This window comes from Actinoplanes sp. CA-051413 (assembly GCF_050955795.1).
Lineage (GTDB): Bacteria > Actinomycetota > Actinomycetes > Mycobacteriales > Micromonosporaceae > Actinoplanes.
In genome coordinates, this window is sequence record NZ_CP192100.1 from 8,374,179 (window position 1) to 8,390,184 (window position 16,006).

Annotated in this window: 15 protein-coding genes; 5 read left to right on the top strand and 10 right to left on the bottom strand. The window is 72.8% G+C overall.

What is annotated here, in order from left to right; translation table 11 throughout:
• Positions 1-39: 39 nt before the first annotated feature.
• The 4 genes from infB to rimP form a co-directional block, all read right to left on the bottom strand.
• The gene (gene infB / locus ACQP2Y_RS39430) at positions 40-3,114 is read right to left on the bottom strand and encodes a translation initiation factor IF-2 (protein WP_433732232.1); all 3,075 of its coding nucleotides are present in this window, start codon (positions 3,112-3,114) and stop codon (positions 40-42) included.
• Positions 3,115-3,246: 132 nt separating this feature from the next.
• Positions 3,247-3,606, bottom strand: coding sequence for a YlxR family protein (locus tag ACQP2Y_RS39435; protein ID WP_433721457.1), 360 nt, complete (start codon positions 3,604-3,606; stop codon positions 3,247-3,249).
• On the bottom strand, positions 3,584-4,603 hold the full coding sequence (gene nusA, locus ACQP2Y_RS39440; RefSeq protein WP_433721458.1) for a transcription termination factor NusA: 1,020 nt from the start codon (positions 4,601-4,603) through the stop codon (positions 3,584-3,586). Before nusA ends, ACQP2Y_RS39435 begins: the two co-directional genes overlap by 23 nt.
• A complete protein-coding gene (gene rimP, locus ACQP2Y_RS39445) occupies positions 4,600-5,265 on the bottom strand; it encodes a ribosome maturation factor RimP (protein WP_433721459.1) in 666 nt (221 codons plus the stop codon). Before rimP ends, nusA begins: the two co-directional genes overlap by 4 nt.
• A 207-nt stretch (positions 5,266-5,472) precedes the next feature.
• On the opposite strand from rimP, the gene ACQP2Y_RS39450 reads away from it, so the two are divergent.
• From ACQP2Y_RS39450 to ACQP2Y_RS39460, 3 genes are all read left to right on the top strand, one after another.
• Complete coding sequence (locus tag ACQP2Y_RS39450; RefSeq protein ID WP_433721460.1) at positions 5,473-5,928, top strand: hypothetical protein; 456 nt, start codon at positions 5,473-5,475, stop codon at positions 5,926-5,928.
• A gap of 85 nt (positions 5,929-6,013) precedes the next feature.
• A complete protein-coding gene (locus ACQP2Y_RS39455) occupies positions 6,014-6,436 on the top strand; it encodes a ferritin-like domain-containing protein (protein WP_433721461.1) in 423 nt (140 codons plus the stop codon).
• 22 nt (positions 6,437-6,458) lie between these two features.
• Positions 6,459-7,187, top strand: coding sequence for a nucleotidyltransferase domain-containing protein (locus tag ACQP2Y_RS39460; RefSeq protein WP_433721462.1), 729 nt, complete (start codon positions 6,459-6,461; stop codon positions 7,185-7,187).
• Positions 7,188-7,193: 6 nt separating this feature from the next.
• On the opposite strand, the gene ACQP2Y_RS39465 is transcribed toward ACQP2Y_RS39460, so the two are convergent.
• Together ACQP2Y_RS39465 and map are read right to left on the bottom strand one after the other, a co-directional pair.
• Complete coding sequence (locus ACQP2Y_RS39465) at positions 7,194-7,820, bottom strand: VIT1/CCC1 transporter family protein (RefSeq protein WP_433732234.1); 627 nt, start codon at positions 7,818-7,820, stop codon at positions 7,194-7,196.
• A gap of 62 nt (positions 7,821-7,882) precedes the next feature.
• A complete protein-coding gene (gene map, locus ACQP2Y_RS39470) occupies positions 7,883-8,740 on the bottom strand; it encodes a type I methionyl aminopeptidase (RefSeq protein WP_433721463.1) in 858 nt (285 codons plus the stop codon).
• A 120-nt stretch (positions 8,741-8,860) separates the two neighbouring features.
• Between map and ACQP2Y_RS39475 the strand changes: the two genes are divergently transcribed.
• Positions 8,861-9,184, top strand: coding sequence for an STAS domain-containing protein (locus ACQP2Y_RS39475; RefSeq protein ID WP_433721464.1), 324 nt, complete (start codon positions 8,861-8,863; stop codon positions 9,182-9,184).
• 22 nt (positions 9,185-9,206) lie between these two features.
• Here ACQP2Y_RS39475 and ACQP2Y_RS39480 read toward each other — a convergent pair whose 3' ends face one another.
• Positions 9,207-12,848: a SpoIIE family protein phosphatase gene (locus ACQP2Y_RS39480; protein WP_433721465.1), complete on the bottom strand. Its 3,642-nt coding sequence runs from the start codon at positions 12,846-12,848 to the stop codon at positions 9,207-9,209.
• Positions 12,849-12,961: 113 nt separating this feature from the next.
• On the opposite strand from ACQP2Y_RS39480, the gene ACQP2Y_RS39485 reads away from it, so the two are divergent.
• Positions 12,962-13,507: an HD domain-containing protein gene (locus tag ACQP2Y_RS39485; protein ID WP_433721466.1), complete on the top strand. Its 546-nt coding sequence runs from the start codon at positions 12,962-12,964 to the stop codon at positions 13,505-13,507.
• Positions 13,508-13,510: 3 nt separating this feature from the next.
• Here the strand turns inward: ACQP2Y_RS39485 and ACQP2Y_RS39490 are convergent, their stop codons facing one another.
• From ACQP2Y_RS39490 to ACQP2Y_RS39500, 3 genes are all read right to left on the bottom strand, one after another.
• Complete coding sequence (locus tag ACQP2Y_RS39490; RefSeq protein WP_433721467.1) at positions 13,511-14,260, bottom strand: gamma-glutamyl-gamma-aminobutyrate hydrolase family protein; 750 nt, start codon at positions 14,258-14,260, stop codon at positions 13,511-13,513.
• Between the two features lie 55 nt (positions 14,261-14,315).
• Positions 14,316-14,999, bottom strand: coding sequence for a gamma-glutamyl-gamma-aminobutyrate hydrolase family protein (locus tag ACQP2Y_RS39495; RefSeq protein WP_433721468.1), 684 nt, complete (start codon positions 14,997-14,999; stop codon positions 14,316-14,318).
• A gap of 240 nt (positions 15,000-15,239) precedes the next feature.
• Positions 15,240-16,004, bottom strand: a complete 765-nt coding sequence (locus ACQP2Y_RS39500; protein WP_360549836.1) for a 3-oxoacyl-ACP reductase — start codon at positions 16,002-16,004, stop codon at positions 15,240-15,242.
• Between the last annotated feature and the right edge of the window lie 2 nt (positions 16,005-16,006).

Consider the following 16,006-nt stretch of genomic DNA (forward strand, 5'->3'; position numbering starts at 1 on the left):
CCCCGGCGCTTTCGCGCCGGGGGCCGTCAACCGAGGGCCTTACGCCCGCGGCTTCTCACGCATCTCGAAGGTCTCGATCACGTCGCCGGTCTGCGGCGTGCCGAAACCGGACAGGGTCAGACCACACTCGAAGCCCTCGCGGACCTCGGTGGCGTCGTCCTTGAACCGCTTCAGCGAGCTGATCGTGACGTTGTCCGCCACCACGGTGCCGTCGCGCAGGATGCGCGCCTTGGCGTTGCGGCGGATGAGACCCGAGCGGACCATACAGCCGGCGATGAGACCGATCTTGGACGAGCGGAAGACCTCGCGGATCTCCGCCGTGCCCAGCTCGACCTCTTCGTACTCCGGCTTGAGCAGGCCCTTGAGCGCTGCTTCGATCTCCTCGATGGCCTGGTAGATGACGCTGTAGTAGCGGATCTCCACGCCGGCGCGGTCGGCCATCTCCTTGACCTTGTTCGAGGCCCGGACATTGAAGCCGATGATCGTGGCGATGGCCTCGGAGGAGGCGCTCGCCAGGTTGACGTCGCTCTCGGTGATCGCACCGACGCCGCGGTGGATGACCTTGAGCTGGATCTCGTCCGGGATCTCGATCTTGAACAGCGCGTCCTCGAGAGCCTCGACCGAGCCCGAGCCGTCGCCCTTGAGCACCAGGGTGAGCGAGGTCTTCTCGCCCTCCTTGAGCTGCTCCATGAGCGTCTCGAGCGTGGCCTTGCCCTTCGAGTTCGCGAAGCTCGCCGCACGACGGCGGGCCTGTCGCTGCTCGGCGATCTGCCGGACCGTGCGGTCGTCCTCGGCGGCGAGGAACGTGTCACCGGCGCCAGGCACCGACGTCAGACCCAGGACGAGGACCGGACGCGCCGGACCTGCCTCAGCCACCTGGTTGCCGTTCTCGTCGAGCATGGCGCGGACGCGACCGTGCGCGCCGCCCGCCACGATCGAGTCGCCGGCCCGCAGCGTGCCCTTCTGGACCAGGACGGTCGCGACAGCGCCGCGGCCCTTGTCGAGGTGAGCTTCCACCGCGACACCCTGTGCCGGCCCGTCGATCGGAGCGGTGAGCTCCAGCGACGCGTCGGCGGTCAGCAGGACGGCCTCGAGCAGGTCGTCGATGCCGAGACCCGGCTTGGCGGCCACGTTGACGAACATCGTGTCGCCGCCGTACTCCTCGGCGAGCAGGCCGTAGTCCGTCAGCTGCTGGCGGACCTTGTCCGGGTTGGCGTCCGGCTTGTCGACCTTGTTGACCGCGACCACGATCGGCACCTCGGCCGCCTTGGCGTGGTTCAACGCCTCGACCGTCTGCGGCATGACGCCGTCGTCGGCCGCGACCACCAGGATCACGATGTCGGTCACCTGGGCACCACGGGCACGCATGGCGGTGAACGCCTCGTGGCCCGGGGTGTCGATGAAGGTGATCGCGCGGTCTTCGCCCTGGTGCGGGACGACGACCTGGTAGGCACCGATGTGCTGGGTGATGCCACCCGCCTCACCGGCGACCACGTTGGTCTTGCGGATCGCGTCGAGCAGCTTCGTCTTACCGTGGTCGACGTGACCCATGACGGTCACGACCGGCGGCCGGGTGACGAGGCGGTCCTCGGCGATCTCGGCGTCGAGGTCGATGTTGAACCGCGACAGCAGCTCGCGGTCCTCGTCCTCGGGGCTGACGATCTGCACGTCGAAGCCCAGGTGCTCGCCCAGCAGCAGCAACGTGTCGTCGGAGCACGACTGCGTCGCCGTCACCATCTCGCCCAGGTTGAACATCTCCTGGACCAGCGAGCCCGGGTTGGCGTTGATCTTGTCGGCGAAGTCGGAGAGCGACGCACCACGCGAGAGCCGGACCTCCTGGCCCGAGCCGCGGGGCGCACCCGACGACATCTGCGGAGCCGACAGGTTGTCGAACTCCTGACGCCGCTGCTTCTTCGACTTGCGGCCACGCGTGGGCCGGCCACCGGGACGCCCGAAGGCACCCGCGGCACCGCCGCCACGACCGCGACCGCCACCACCGGGACGACCGGGGGCACCGCCGACGGGACCGCCGCCACCGGGGCGGAAACCGCCACCGGCACCAGCACCGCCGCCGCCACCGGGGCCACCGCGGTAGCCACCGCCGCCACCGGCACCGGCACCACCGCCGCGGTAACCGCCGCCACCGGCTCCGGCACCGCCACCGGGGCGGAAACCGCCACCGGCGCCGCCACCCGGGCCGCCACGACCGCCACCGGGACCGCCGGGACGGCCGGCGCCACCGCCGGGACCGCCACGACCGCCGCCGGGACCGGCGGGACGCTGCGAGGGCATGGACGCGGGACTGGGCCGCGGCGGCATCGAGGCCGGGCTCGGCCGCGGGGGCATGCCCGGCTGGTTGGGCCGGGGCATCGCCGACGGGGTCGGCCGCTGGCCGCCACCGGAGACGCCGAACGGGTTGTTACCGGGACCGCGGGCCGGCGGGCGCGGCGAGCCGCCCGGGCCGGGACGGCCGGTAGTGGGCGCGCCCGGGGCTCCGGGACGCGTTGCGGCGGGAGAGCCGGGACGCGGCGGCACCGTGCCGGGACCCGGGGGCCGCGGACGGGTGGTGCCGTCGGCCGGAGGCTGCTGCGCCCGGCGCTCGGCGTCCCGCGTGCGGGCCGCCTGGGCAGCCTTGACGGAGGCCTCCTGCTCGGCCTTCAGCGCCGAGGCGCGGGCCTCGGCGGCCGCCACCTCGATGTCGTGGGCACTCGCCGGCTTGGCGACCGGACCGGGCACCGGGCCCGGACGGCCGGGAGCCGGCGGCTTGGGCCGCACCATCGAGCCGGGCGACGGCGCCGAGGACGTGGGGGCGCCGGTGGGCGCTCCGGTCGTCGGCGCAGTGGGCCGGCGCGGCGGCTGCGGCCGCATGGCCGATGGGTTGGCCCGGGGGGCGCTGGGCGCACTCGTGGCGTCCGACGCGGCGGGCGCGGGCGCCGCCGGAGCAGCACCGCCCGGGGCGTCGAGGGCACCACGAAGTCGCCGGGCCACCGGGGCCTCGACCGTGCTGGATGCGGATTTGACGAACTCGCCCATCTCCTTGAGCTTGGCGAGAACGGTCTTGCTGTCGACCCCGAGCTCTTTGGCGAGCTCGTGAACGCGGGCCTTGCCTGGCACTGCACTCCTCATCTCGAGGTCGTACGAGCAGCGCCCGCCGACCTCACTCGTGCACTAGAAGCCTGGTCATTTCAGGGACTTCATCGTGTGCTCATCTGGGTCGTCCTACCTTGCTGGACATGGATGGGGCACCTACGCCACATCATCGGTGGTTCCGGACGGCACGGTGACCGCTCGGATGTGCTCGGCAAGCAATCCGGTGTCAGCAACACCGGTGAGTCGCAGCGCACGCCCGAAGGCGCGACGCCGCTCCGCCTGCGCGAAGCAGGCCGGATCAGGATGCACATGTGCTCCCCGGCCCGGCAGCCGGCGGCCCGGATCGGGCTGGAGCCGGAGGTGACCTCCTGCTCCGACCGCGACGAACCGCAGTAACTCGGAGGCCGGCACGCGTGAACGACAGCCAACACAGGTGCGTGTCGGACCGGCCACCCGCAAGTCTACCCCGTGTGCCTCGTGCTCGGGTATCCGGTCAGCTCCCGGTCTCGGCGGCATCGCGCTCGGAGGCCGGATCCGGCTGCTCGTTGTCCGGACGGATGTCGATGCGCCAGCCGGTCAGCCGGGCGGCCAGCCGGGCGTTCTGCCCCTCGCGACCGATCGCCAGCGACAGCTGGAAGTCGGGCACCGTGACCCGGGCGGTGCGGGTGGCCGCGTCGACCACCTCGACCCGCAGGGCCTTGGCCGGGGAGAGCGCGTTGCCGACGAACTGCGCCGGGTCGTCCGAGTAGTCGATGATGTCGATCTTCTCGCCGTGCAGCTCGCTCATCACCGCCCGGACCCGCTGACCCATCGGGCCGATGCAGGCGCCCTTGGCGTTGACCCCGGCCACCCGCGAGTGCACCGCGATCTTCGAACGGTGACCTGCCTCACGTGCGATGGCGGCGATCTCCACCGTGCCGTCGGCGATCTCCGGCACCTCGAGCGCGAACAGCTTCTTGACCAGCGCCGGATGGGTGCGCGACAGGGTGATCTGCGGGCCGCGGAAGCCCTTGGCCACGTGCACCACGACGCAGCGGATCCGCGAGCCGTGCTCGTACGTCTCCCCCGGCACCTGCTCGGCCTGCGGCAGGACCGCCTCGAGCTTGCCCAGGTCGACGATGACGATGCCCTTCTCGGCGCGCGCCGCGTCGGCCTGCACGATGCCGGTGACCAGGTCACCGTCGCGGCCGGCGTACTCGCCGAAGTGCACCTCGTCGGTGGCCTCGCGCAGCCGCTGCAGGATGACCTGCTTGGCGGTCATCGCGGCGATCCGGCCGAAGTCGTGCGGCGTGTCGTCCCACTCCCGGACCAGGGTGCCGTCGGCGTCCAGCTCCTGGGCGAAGACCTGGGCCGCGCCGTTCTTGCGGTCGATCTGCACCCGGGCGTGGCTCTCGGCCCCGTCGGTGTGCCGGTACGCGGTCAGCAGTGCCGTCTCGATCGCCGCGAGGATCGTGTCGAACGGGATCTCCCGCTCGCGCTCCAGGGCGCGCAGCGCCGCGAGGTCGATGTTCACTTGTCCTCGCCCTCCCCATCCTCGTCGTCATCTTCATCGTCCTCGTCCTCGTCGCCCTCGTCGGGCTCGTCGGGGAAGACGGCTTCGTCCAGCCGCTTGAACTCGATCTGGACCTTGCCCGGCCCCAGATCGGCGTACGGGATCTCCGTGCTCTTGCCGTCGACATCGAGCACGACGCCGGTCTCGTCGGCCGCCGTGATCCGGCCGGCCAGCGACCGGCCCGCGACGGTGACGGCGACCAGCCGGCTGACGTTGCGCCGCCAGTGCCGGGGCAGGGTCAGCGGCCGGTCCACGCCGGGCGAGCCGACCTCGAGCTGGTATTCACCCGCCAGGACCTCGCCCTGGGTCTCCTCGGCCGTGTCGAGTGCCTGGGAGATCTCCCGGGAGACGACCGCGACGTCGTCGAGGCTGATGCCCCCGTCGGCGTCGACCAGGACCCGGAGCACGTGCCGGCGGCCCGCGCGGGAGAGGTTGACGTCCTCGAGGTCGAACCCCGCGGCGACCACGACCGGCTCGATCACCGCGCGCACGCGGGCCTTCGCGGCCACCAGGTCGATGCGCGGAGCAGTGGGCTGACGCGTCTCCTCGGCTGCCTCTCGGCTCCGGCCCCCGCCGGAGCGGCGGCTCGCCGGCCGGGCACCGCCGCGACCACGCTGCGTCATCGGGCCCAACCCTTCTGCTCGAATGCGGCGCGCGGCAAACGCTCCGTGCGCCGTTCGCCGGCAACACCGGCATGCCACCGGGGCTGGAAATCCCCGGCGGCTGACGCAGAGCGTAACGCGCCGGCGGCGCGGGCCGGCCGCCGCCGCTCCGATTCGGCGCCCGGTGCAGGTCAGCGACGCCTGGTGCGGATGGTGTTGACTGACCGGGTGAAAAGACGTCACCTGATCGGCGTGGCTGCCGGTGGGGCGCTGAGCGCGACGGCACTGGGCGGCTGCGGGCTCTTCTCCGATGATCCAGAGCCCGCTCCGGCGCCGGACGCCCTGCAGCCCGTGCTCGACGAGGCCCTGGCCCTGGCGGCGGCTTACGACCGGGCCGTGCTGGCCGAGCCCGGCCTCGCGAAGAGGCTGACCCCGCTCGCCGCCGACCACCGCACGCACGCGGCCGAGCTGTCCCGCGTCATCGGCAGGGCGGTCCCGTCGGGGGCGCCCGCGTCCAGCGCTCCGAGTGGCGACGCGGCCGACTCGGTGGCGGCGTTGCGCAAGGCGGAGCAGGCCGCGCAGAAGACCGCGGTCGCCGCCTGCCGCACGGCCCCGGCCGACCGGGCCGGGCTGGCCGGCTCGATCGCCGCCGCCCGGGCCGCCCACGCGGAGGCCCTGCGATGAGCGCGCCGTCCACGCCGCGCCCGACGACGGTCGTCGCGGAGCCGAAGGTCGTCGCGGAGGCGACGGTCGTCGTGGCGGTAACGGCGTGAGCGCCCAGCTGGCGGCCGCGCTGGCCGCGGAGGAGGCGGCGATCTACGCGTACGGGGTCCTCGGGGTGAAGCTGACCGGTGAGGGTGACCGCACCGAGGCCCGCGCCGCCGAGGCGATCCACCGCGGTCGCCGGGACGTGCTGGTCAGCCGGTTGTCGGCGTTGCAGGCGAGCACCGCCCCGGCGCCGGCGGGCTACGACCTGCCGTTCGACGTCACCGACCGGGCCAGTGCGCTGAAGCTGGCCATCCAGGTCGAGGACGGGGTCGCGCAGGCCTGGCGGGCGGTGTTGCCGGTGACCACCGGGGCGGATCGGGCCACCGGGCTGAACGCGCTGGTCGACGCGGCGGTCCGGGCGACCCGCTGGCGCCGGCTGGGCGAGGTCACCCCGGTGACGATGGCCTGGCCCGGGCGCGCCTGAGGACCTTTCCCGGCGCGGGTCCATGCCCGACAATGACGCAGTGTCGCAGGACGAGTACGACCTGGCCAATCCGCGCTGGCACCTGGCCACCCGGCTCCGTGACGTGATCCTGCGGCGCTGGTCGGCCGAGGTGCGCGCGATCGGCGTGCACGGCTCCCTGGCGCACGGCGACGACACCGACAGCAGCGATCTCAACCTGCACGTGGTCACGTACCGTCCGAACGCCGGGCCCCGCGCCGCCCTGTGCCGGGTCGACGGCATCCTGGTCGATCTCGGTGTCGGCACCGCCGACGACGGGCTGCGCCGGGCCCGGGAGCTGACCCCGCGCTGGCCGCTGGAGGCCGACCGCTACCTGAGCACCCGGGATCTCTTCGATCCGGGCGGCTGGTTCGCCGGCCAGCGCGACGCCCACCTGGGCAAGCTCGCCGAGACCCGGCCGGGCGAGTTCAACGGGCTGGCCCGGCGTAACTGGTGTGTGGCCTCAGCAGCGCACGCCCGGGCGGTCCGGCTGGCCGAGTGGTACGAGACCGACGCGGCCCTGGTCCTGCTGTCCGAGGCGAGGCTGCACGCCGCGATGGTCACCGGCCTGCTCAGCCGCACCTACTTCCGCAACCGGGCCGACGCGGTGAAGCGCACCGGCCTGGCCGGGGCGGACATGACCGAGCTGGCCACGGTGCTGAAGACGCAGGCCGACGACCTCACCGCCCGGGGCCGCCCGGTCGACGGCCCGCTGAGCGCCCTCTTCGAGTGAGGCCGGTCAGGAGACGCCGACGCCGATCAGCGTGCCGATGAGGTAGGTCGCCCCGGCCGCCGCCGCGCCGAGCAGGAGCTGCCAGAGGCCGCTGCGCCACCACGGGCGGGCGGTGAAGCGGGCGATGACCGCGCCGGCCACGAACAGCCCGGCGCCGCCGACGACGAGCGCCGCGAGCAGGCTGTCGAAGCCCAGCAGATAGGTCAGCAGCGGCACGACCGCCCCGATCGCGAAGCACACGAACGAGGACACCGCCGCCGTCCACGGGCTGGGCAGCTCGTCCGGGACGACCCCCAGCTCCTCCTGGGCGTGCACCCGTAGCGCCTGCTCCGGGTGGGCCTTGAGCACGTCGGCCACCTGACGGGCGAGCGGGACGGGCAGGCCTCGCGCGGTCCACATGGCGACCAGCTCGTCGGCCTCCCCCTCGGGGTTGAGCTGCAGCTCGCGCAGCTCCTTGGCCAGTTCGGCGGCGACCTGGTCGTTCTGGGTGCGGACGCTGGTGAACTCGCCGAGGCCCATGGAGATGGCCCCGGCGACCAGGCCGGCCACCCCGGTGAGGATCAGGGTGTGCCGGCTGACCCCGCCACCGCCGACCCCGGCGATCAGGGCGATGTTGGTGACCAGGCCGTCCATCGCGCCGAAGGTGGCCGCGCGCAGCCAGCCGCCCGAGACGTCCGCGTGGTGCTCGGGGACCGTCACGGCAGCGTCAGGATCTCGTACCCGTCCTCGGTCACCACCAGCGTGTGCTCGAACTGGGCGGTCCACCTGCGGTCCTTGGTCACGACCGTCCAGCCGTCGTCCCACATCTCGTACTCGTGGGTGCCCAGGGTGATCATCGGCTCGATGGTGAAGGTCATGCCGGGCTCCATCACCGTGTCGAGCCGCGGGTTGTCGTAGTGCGGGATGTAGAGCCCGCTGTGGAACGTCTCGCCGATGCCGTGGCCGGTGAAGTCGCGCACCACGCCGTAGCCGAAGCGGCGGGCGTACGCCTCGATCACCCGGCCGATCGCGTTGATCGGCCGGCCCGGGGCGACGGCGCGGATGCCGCGCATCATCGCCTCGTGGGTGCGCTCGACCAGCAGCCGGGCCTCGTCGCTGACGTCGCCGACGCAGAACGTCGCGTCGGTGTCACCGTGCACACCGTCGAGGTACGCGGTCACGTCGACGTTGACGATGTCGCCGTCGGCCAGCACGGTCGTGTCCGGGATGCCGTGGCAGATGACCTCGTTGAGCGAGGTGCAGCAGGACTTCGGGAAGCCCTTGTAGCCCAGCGTCGACGGGTACGCCCCGTTGTCGATCAGGAACTCGTGCACCACCCGGTCGATCTCGTCGGTGCTGACGCCCGGCTTGCAGTGCTCCCCGGCGAGCTGGGTGGCCTGGGCCGCGATCCGCCCGGCGACCCGCATCCTGTCGATGGTCTCGGGGGTCTGCACGTGCGACCCGCGCCACTCTTTCGGGCGCTTCTTGCCGACGTATTCAGGACGGATGATCTGCGGCGGCACCGCCCGCCAGGGGGAGAGCTTTCCCGGAACGAGAGGGGCACGAACGCTCATCGACCCAGCTTATCGCCGAGCCCGGCGGCCGCCCCGCGGACCGTGACCGTAGATAACAGCTCGGTTGACCCTTACCGGCCCTTTGTTGCCGCCCCCGGGCGCCTGTGTAATCGTGTCAGCGTGGATCAAGACGGCGCCGGGACGGACTTCTCGGCCAGTTCCTCGGTGGCGGGCGACCGCGCCACCGTGGTGGTACGCGGCGAGGTGGACATGTCCACCGCCGACGCGATGTACCGGGCAGCCACCGGTGACGGTGCCCGTAGCGCGACCCTGGACCTGCGCGGCGTGACGTTCTTCGACTCAGCCGCCATCCATGCGCTGATCCGGCTCGCGGAGCGCTTCCCGGACGGCTTCGAGGTGATCCCGTCGGCCCCGGTCCGCCGGGTCCTCGACATCTCCGGCCTGAGCAGCCAGCCCTGGCTGGTCCAGGGCGAGCCCGGCTGAGCCTCGGCGGCAGCCTGGCCGCTCAGGACGAGCTGAGCGCCCGCCGCAGCGTCACGGCGGTGCCGGAGCCGGTCCTGGCCACCGACAGCTCCGACAGCGCACCGATCAGCGCCAGGCCCCGCCCGCGGAAGCCGGCGTCACCGGCCGGGCGCCAGTTCCCGGTGTCGCGGACGGTCGCCAGCACCGAGCCCTCGTCCACCGACACCTCGACGGTGATCACCGGCTCGGCCGGCTCGACGGGATGCTCGATCGCGTTCGCGGCGGCCTCGGAGATCGCCACGGTCAGGTCGAAGACGTCGTTGTCCGGCACGGCGTGGGCCGTCAGGAAGTCCTCGAGCCGCCGGCGCAGCACACTCAGCCGGGTCGGGTCGGCGGGCAGCCGCAGCTCGAACTTGCGCGGCTCGGTGGCCTGCAGCGCGAGCAGCGCGATGTCGTCGCGGCGGGTCTGCCGGGCCGCCTTGTCGAGCAGCCTGTCCAGCAGGTCCTCGACGTGCTCGGCCGGCTCGGCGAGCTCCGCGCTGACCTCTTCCAGACCGCGATCGATGCCCACCCGGCGGTCCTCGACCAGGCCGTCGGTGTAGAGCAGCAGCCGGTGGCCGGGCTCGAGGGCCGCGGTCAGCGTCGGGTACGTCACGTCCTTGAGCGCGCCGATCGGCGGCCCGAGCGCGCTGGAGTAGAGCAGTTCGCCCTTCTCCCCCGGCGCGGCGAGCATCGGGGACGGGTGCCCGGCCGACGAGTAGTGCAGCTCCCGGTTGCGGGTGTCGAAGCGGACGCAGACCACGGTGGCGAACTGGCGCCGGCCCAGGTTGTCGACCAGCCGGTTCAGCCGGGTCAGCGCCTCACCGCAGTCGAAGCCCTCCAGGATGTACGCCCGCAGCGCGTTACGCAGCTGCCCCATCCCCGCCGCGGCCTGCACCCCCTTGCCGACCACGTCCCCGATGACCAGGAAGAGCTGGTTGTCCGGGGCGAGGATGACGTCGTACCAGTCGCCGCCGACCTCGGCCTCGGTGCTGCCCGGCAGGTAGCGGCTCGCCACGATGGCACCGGGCACCCGGGGCAGCGACTGCGGCAGCAGGCTGTGCTGCAGCGTGCTGGCGATGCGGTGCTCGGCCTCGTAGAGCCGGGCGTTGCCCAGCCGCAGCCCGACCAGGCGGGCCAGCTGGGTGAGCAGCACCGGCTCGGGTGGACCGTCCGGTCCGGGCCAGACGCTCAGCTCACCGAGGGGCGCGCCGGAGGTGTCCGGCAGCGGCAGCACGACGTCCGGGACAGCCGAGCCGCCGGCGCCGCCGTCCACCTCGGCCCGGGCGCCGGGGGCGGTCAGCACGACCCGGCCGGCCGACGTCATCGCCTGGACGTGCCGGGCGGCGACAGCGAGCACCTCGGCGGTGGTGCTGACCGCGTTGACCGCCGCGGCCGCGTCGACCAGGCCACGCAGCCGGCTGATGATCTGCCGGCGGGTCTGCCCGAGCTCCAGGTTGGACCGGACCCGGGCGGTCAGGTCGCGGACCGAGAACGGCTTGACCAGGTAGTCGTCGGCGCCCGCGGCCAGGCCCTCGACCGAGGCCTCTTCACCGGCGCGGGCGGATAGGACCACGATCGGCACGTCCCGGGTGCGCTCGTCCGCGCGCAGCGCCCTGATCAGGCCGAAGCCGTCCATCCGGGGCATCATCATGTCGGTCAGGACGAGGTCGAACTGCTCGGTGCGGGCCAGCTCCAGCGCCTCCAGCCCGTCCGCCACGCTGGTGACGTCGAAGGACGGCCGCAGCAGCCGGGAGACGTGGTCGCGCAGGTCGGCGTTGTCGTCGGCGAGCAGCACCCGGCCCCGCCGGCCGTCCTGCACCTCGCCCGGCGCGATCGGGGCCGGCGCGGTGTCACCCATCCACCAGTGCGCTTCCTCGACGTAGAGCCGGGACTGCTCCTCGGGCAGGTCGGCCGGTCCTTCGTCGATGATCCGGTCGGCGGGCAGGTGGGCCGTGCCGAGCGGGACGGTCACCGAGAACGTGCTGCCCACGCCGAGCTCGCTGCGCGCGGTCGCCGTGCCGCCGTGCAGCTCGGCCAGCTCCCGGACCAGGGCCAGGCCGATGCCGGTGCCCTCGTGGCTGCGCGCCCAGGCGCCGGTGACCCGGTGGAAACGGTCGAAGAGCAGCTGCTGCTCCTCCTCCGACACACCGACGCCGGTGTCGGTGACCTCCAGCACAGCGGCCCGGTCGCGTTCCCGGATCCGCACGGTGATCCCGCCGGTGGGCGTGTACTTCACCGCGTTGGAGAGCAGGTTGAAGACGATCTTCTCCCACATCTCACGGTCCACGTGGACCGGCGCCGGCAGCGGCGGGCACTGGATGCCGAGCCCCAACCCGGCCCGTTCGGCCGCCGAGCGGAAGGTGCTGGCCAGCCGGGCGGTGTAGTCGGCCAGATCGGTCGGCCGGTAGGCGGCGCGCAGCCGGCCCGACTCCAGCCGGGAGAAGTCCAGCACCGTGTTGACCAGCTTCAGCAGCCGCACGCCGTTGCGCTGCATCGGCACGAGCCGCTCGCGCAGGTCGTCGCCGAGCCCGTCGTCGCCGAGCAGCTCCTCCAGCGGACCGAGGATCAAGGTCAACGGGGTACGGAACTCGTGGCTCACGTTCGAGAAGAAGTTGGTCTTGGCGGTGTCGAGCGCGGCCAGCTCGGCCGCCCGGCGTCGTTCCTGCTGGTAGGCCCGCACGTTCGCGACCGCCCGGGAGATCTGGGCCGTGGCGAGCTCGAGGAAGTCGCGGTAGCCGCGGTCCTGCGCGAGGAACCGGCTGACCCCCACCACCAGCGCCCCGGCGCTGCTGGTGCCGGCGCCGATGGGCAGCACCAGGGCCTGGTCGGCGGCCGACGAGGGCGGCGGATGGGCCACCTCCGTCGCGGCGATGGTCTGCTCGTGGTCGGACCGCATGACGGCCGCGACGACCTCGCGGACCCCCGGGTCGAGCGGCCGGCAGGCGGTCGGCTCGAGCCCGCACACCCCGGCCACGGCCGGCTCGCCACCGCCGGCCGGGTCGTCCAGGTAGAGGACGGCGAACGGCACGTCGGCGGCGTTCTCGCCGAGGACCTGCGCGACCTGGGTGCCGAGCACGGCCTGGTCCGGCGAGTCGGCCAGCCGGGAGCCGAGGGCGCTGAGGGTACGGACACGACGGTCGGCCAGCACGCGTCGGGTGGTGTCGCTGACGATGCAGAAGACCCCGCCGACGGCCCCTTCGGGCGAGCGGATCGGGTCGTACGAGATGTCGAAGTAGGTCTCCTCGAGGAAACCGAACCGCTCGATCATGAACAGGTAGTCGGCGGCCCAGAAGGACTCGTCCCGCTCCTTCACCCCGTCGAACAGCGTCTGGAGCACCGCCCAGGTCTCGGGCCACATCTCCCGGCCCGGCCGGCCCAGATGCCCGGGGTGCTTGCTGCCCATCGTCGGGATGTACGCGTCGTTGTAGAGCGCGCAGTAGTCGTCTCCCCAGAAGAGGACGATCTGGGCCTTGGAGGCGAGCATCGTGGCGACGACGTCGGCGAGTTCTGTGGGCCAGCCGGCCGGTGCGCCGAGCGGGGTGGCCGCCCAGTCGAGCTCGAGCATCCGCCGGCCCATCTCACCACCGCGCTCGAACGCCGTCCGCAACCGCTGCGGCAGAGCATCGTCCGCGCTGGCCCCCATGCGTCCTCCCGCGGATGTCTTCGCCCGACAGGGCTGCACCGTAACACCGACGGCGACGGCTTTCAGCCGTGGCTAACCTTGCCCGCGTGACGTCGGCTGCCTTGCATCGAGCGTTGACCGAATCGAGCCTGCGGCCGTTGCCCGGTCCGGCCGCTGAGCTGCTGCGGGCGCTGGACGCGCCGCCGCGGCTCGGTGCGCATCTGCGGGCCGTGCACGACGTCGCCTGGTCGCTGACCGACGTGCTGGGGCGACGCCGGCCGGATCTGGAGTTCGACACCACCGCGGTGCTCTTCGGCGCCGCGACCCACGACATCGGCAAGGTCCTGCACGTGGCCGAGCTCTCCGCGCCCGGTCACCTGCATGAGGAGGCCGGCCGGGACCTGCTGCTGCGCTACGGCGTGCCCGCGCACCTGGCCCGTTTCGCCGGCAACCACGGCAGCTGGGACGCGCCCGAGGTGACGCTGGACGACCTGCTGGTCAGCCTGGCGGACAAGGTGTGGAAGGGCGCCCGAGTCACCGGGCTGGAGGATCGGGTGGGCGCTCACCTGGGAGGCGCGCCCTGGGAGGCGTTCCTGGTGCTGGACGACGTGCTGCAGGGCCTGGCCGCCGGGGCGGACGAGCGGCTGGCGTTCCAGGCGGCGCATCCGGTCGCGGTCTGAGCCTCAGGCGGCCAGGGCCGTCCGGCCCAGCCCGGAGGCGCCCGCGGCGGCCTCCACCAGCGCGGCGAAGACCCGCAGGTCACCGGTGCGCTCGGGGTGCCACTGCACGCCCAGCGCGAACGGCCGGTCGGGGTCCTCGATGATCTCGATGACCCGGTCGTCGGGGCACCGGCCGACCACCGTGAAGCTGCCCGGGTCGTCGATCGCCTGGTGGTGGAACGAGTTGACGGTGAGCCGGGCGCCGAGCAGCGACCGCGCCGCCGAGCCGGAGGTGAGCACCACGTCGTGCCGGCCGAACGCCGACGAGTCCACCGCCAGCGGATCCGTGCCGGCCGCGGCCCGGTGCCGGTCGTGGCCGACCAGGTCGGGCAGGTGCTGGTGCAGGGAACCGCCGGTGGCCACGGCCATCACCTGCAGGCCCCGGCAGACGCCCAGCACGGGCAGGTCGGCGTCGAGGGCGGCGCGCATGAGGAGCAGCTCGGAGGCGTCGCGGACCGGGTCGGAGTCGGTGGCCGGATGCGGCTCGGCACCCCAGTTGGCCGGGTCGACGTCCCCGCCACCGGCGAAGACGATGCCGTCGAGCGACTCGAGCACGTCGGTGCCGGGATCGTCCGGGGTGATCAGGACCGCCCGTCCCCCGGTGGCGTGGACCGCCCGGACGTAGGACATCGGCAGCATGCCGACGACCTGTTCGTTGCTGCCGTACTGGACCTGTTGCGCGTACGCCGTCAGTCCGATCAAGGGTCTGCGCATGCTGGTGCGATCCTCCGTCCGTAGAACCTGCGTATCGGCGGGTGCGCCGGATGTCTTAGGCCGCCGCCGCGACCAGCGCCCCGAACAGCCGTTTGTCCCTGGTCACCTCGGGGTGCCACTGCACGCCCAGCACGAACCGGTGCGCCGGGTCCTCGACCGCCTCGACGGTCCCGTCCTCGGCCCGGCCCGTGACCGTCAGCGTGCCCGGGTCGTCGACGCCCTGGTGGTGGAAGCAGTGCACCCGGGTGTCCTCGCCCATCAGGCCGGCGATCCGGCTGCCGGGGGTGAAGCCGGCCTCGTGCTCGCCGTAGACGCCGGGGGCCGGGCGGTGCCGGTCGTGCCCGAGCACCTCGGGCAGGTGCTGGTGCAGGGTGCCGCCGGCGGCGACGGTGAGCAGCTGCATGCCCCGGCAGACCCCGAGCACCGGCAGGTCCCGGGTGAGGGCCGTGCGGGCGAGCAGCATCTCGGCGGCGTCGCGCTCGGGCCGGGTGACCGTCTGCGGGGCGGGCTCGGCGCCGTACAGCTCCGGGCCGAGGTCGGCGCCGCCGCTGAGCACCAGCCCGTCCAGGATGCGCAGCACGTCGGTGTCGAGATCGTCGGGCGGCAGCAGCACGGCCCGGCCACCGGCCCCGGTGACCGCGGCGACGTAGTCGTGCGGCACCAGCGTGGTGGGCAGGTTGTGCCAGACACCCCAGGTGGCGGGCTCCACATAGGTGGTGATGCCGATGACGGGTCGCATCTTGACCACGGTATCCACGTCCTGTTCGGATGACGTCGACCGAGTGGGTGATCCGCTCGCCGTACCGGACGAGCGCCGCGAATTAGTGAGCGGCGCCGACTCACTGAGTCGGCGCCGCGCCCGGGCCCTTCGAACCACCCGTGCAGCGATCGCAGCGTGCGCGGGCGGAGATTCGACCCCTGCGTCCGGCGTGAACTGGACGTACTTGTCTTCTCTCCGCTGCACAGCGGTGCTAAACCGCTACAGCGGAGTTACATACGCACCGGTGATGCCACCGTCGACGACGAACTGGGACGCGGTCATGAACGACGCGTCGTCGCTGGCCAGGAACGCGACCGCGGCGGCGATCTCGGCCGGCTCGGCGAAGCGGCCCATCGGGACGTGCACCAGCCGGCGCGCGGCCCGCTCCGGATCCTTGGCGAAAAGGTCCATGAGCAGCGGCGTCGCGACCGGTCCGGGGCACAGGGCGTTGATCCGGATGCCCTCGCGGGCGAACTGCACGCCCAGCTCGCGGGTCATCGCCAGCACCCCGCCCTTGCTCGCGGTGTACGCGATCTGCGAGGTCGCCGCGCCCAGCAGCGCCACGAACGACGCGGTGTTGATGATCGACCCCTTGCCCTGGCGCTGCATGTGCGGGATCGCGTACTTGCAGCAGAAGAACACGCTGGTGGTGTTCACCCGCAGCACCCGTTCCCAGGCGTCCAGGCCGGTGACCAGGATCGAGTCGTCGTCGGGGGGCGAGATCCCGGCGTTGTTGAACGCGATGTCGACCCGGCCGTACCGCTCGGCCACCCCGTCGAACAGCGCCTTGACCGCCTCCTCGTCGGTGACGTCACAAGCGACGAACTCGCCCCCGACCTCGTCGGCGGCAGCCTTGCCCGCATCCGTCGAGATGTCGACGCAGACGACCTTGGCCCCCTCGGCCGCGAACCGCCGGGCGGTGGCCAGCCCGATACCGCTGCCGGCACCGGTGATGACGGCGACCCGATCCTGCAAACGCTCCACAG

Excerpts from the sequence above, each read along its gene's own strand:
- ACQP2Y_RS39435 (WP_433721457.1), bottom strand. The coding sequence starts at position 3,606 with ATGCCGCCGAGACCGGGAGCTGACCGGATACCCGAGCACGAGGCACAC.
- ACQP2Y_RS39480 (WP_433721465.1), bottom strand. The coding sequence starts at position 12,848 with ATGGGGGCCAGCGCGGACGATGCTCTGCCGCAGCGGTTGCGGACGGCG.
- ACQP2Y_RS39460 (WP_433721462.1), top strand. The coding sequence starts at position 6,459 with ATGCCCGACAATGACGCAGTGTCGCAGGACGAGTACGACCTGGCCAAT.
- ACQP2Y_RS39495 (WP_433721468.1), bottom strand. The coding sequence starts at position 14,999 with ATGCGACCCGTCATCGGCATCACCACCTATGTGGAGCCCGCCACCTGG.
- ACQP2Y_RS39465 (WP_433732234.1), bottom strand. The coding sequence starts at position 7,820 with ATGGACGGCCTGGTCACCAACATCGCCCTGATCGCCGGGGTCGGCGGT.
- map (WP_433721463.1), bottom strand. The coding sequence starts at position 8,740 with ATGAGCGTTCGTGCCCCTCTCGTTCCGGGAAAGCTCTCCCCCTGGCGG.
- rimP (WP_433721459.1), bottom strand. The coding sequence starts at position 5,265 with ATGACGCAGCGTGGTCGCGGCGGTGCCCGGCCGGCGAGCCGCCGCTCC.
- ACQP2Y_RS39490 (WP_433721467.1), bottom strand. The coding sequence starts at position 14,260 with ATGCGCAGACCCTTGATCGGACTGACGGCGTACGCGCAACAGGTCCAG.